We start from the raw sequence: 1,432 nt of genomic DNA on the forward strand, positions 1-1,432 counted from the left end.
ACCGTGAGTACCCCGCCGAGTGAGGGCGTTCGGGTGGGTGGGTCGGGTGGGGGTCGGCCGTGGCCGGGGCTGGACGCGTCGCTGGCCGAGGCCGACCCGGAGGTGGCCGAGTGCGTGCACCGGGAGCTGCGCCGGCAGCAGGAGACGCTGGAGATGATCGCGAGCGAGAACTTCGCGTCGGTCGCGGCGATGCAGGCGCAGGGTTCGGTGCTGACCAACAAGTACGCCGAGGGGTACCCGGGCCGCCGCTACTACGGCGGCTGCGAGCACGTGGATGTGATCGAGTCGCTGGCCATCGACCGGGTCAAGGGCCTGTTCGGCGCCGGGTTCGCCAACGTGCAGCCGCACTCGGGGGCGCAGGCCAACGCGGCCGCCATGCAGGCGCTGATCACACCGGGCGACCGCATCCTGGGGCTGTCCCTGGCCCATGGTGGGCACCTGACCCACGGCATGCGGATCAACTTCTCCGGCCTGTTGTACGACGTCACCGCCTACGAGGTGTCCAAGGAGGACCACCGCGTCGACATGGACGAGGTTCCCTGGTTGGCTGCTTGAACAGCGACAACGTTAACGGTGACGTCCGACGGTGGACGGGGTTGCGGTGGCCCGGCTGGCCGCCGAGTACGCCCCGAAGCTGATCATCGCGGGCTGGTCGGCCTACCCGCGGCAGTTGGACTTCGCCCGGTTCCGGGAGATCGCCGACGAGGTCGGCGCCTACCTGATGGTCGACATGGCCCACTTCGCCGGCCTGGTCGCCGCCGGGCTGCACCCCTCGCCGCTGCCGCACGCGCACGTGGTCACCACCACCACGCACAAGACCCTCGGCGGCCCCCGCGGCGGCGTGATCATGACCAACGACCCGGAACTGGCCAAGAAGATCAACTCCGCGGTGTTCCCCGGCCAGCAGGGCGGCCCACTCGAGCACGTCATCGCGGCCAAGGCCGTGGCGTTCAAGATGGCCGGCGACCCGGCGTTCACCGAACGGCAGCAACGCACCCTGTCCGGCGCCACGGTGCTCGCCCACCGACTCACCCGCCAAGACGTCGAGGCCGCCGGGATCTCGGTACTCACCGGGGGCACCGACGTGCACCTGGTGCTGGTCGACCTGCGCAACTCCGACCTCGACGGCCGGGCCGCCGAGGACCGCCTGCACGCCATCGGCATCACCGTGAACCGCAACGCCGTCCCGTTCGACCCACGCCCCCCGATGATCACCTCCGGCCTGCGCATCGGCACCCCCGCCCTGGCCACCCGCGGGTTCACCGACCCCGACTTCGCCGAGGTCGCCGACATCATCGCCACCGCCCTCACCGCCCCCGTCGGCGACCTGCCCACCGACCTCGCCCACACACTCCGCACCCGCGTGGCCACCCTCGCCACCCGACACCCGCTCTACCCAGACCTGAGCTGAACCCCCGCCGACCGAGATCCC

At 71.2% G+C, this 1,432-nt stretch carries 1 pseudogene; it reads left to right on the forward strand.

Annotated elements, in window-relative coordinates:
- The first annotated feature begins 33 nt into the window (after nt 1–33).
- Nucleotides 34–1,411: pseudogene (glyA, locus tag JL106_RS22650) on the forward strand (serine hydroxymethyltransferase).
- Nucleotides 1,412–1,432 lie beyond the last annotated feature (21 nt).

The sequence above is a fragment of the Nakamurella leprariae genome (assembly GCF_016918035.1).
In the GTDB taxonomy this organism is placed as follows: domain Bacteria; phylum Actinomycetota; class Actinomycetes; order Mycobacteriales; family Nakamurellaceae; genus Nakamurella; species Nakamurella leprariae.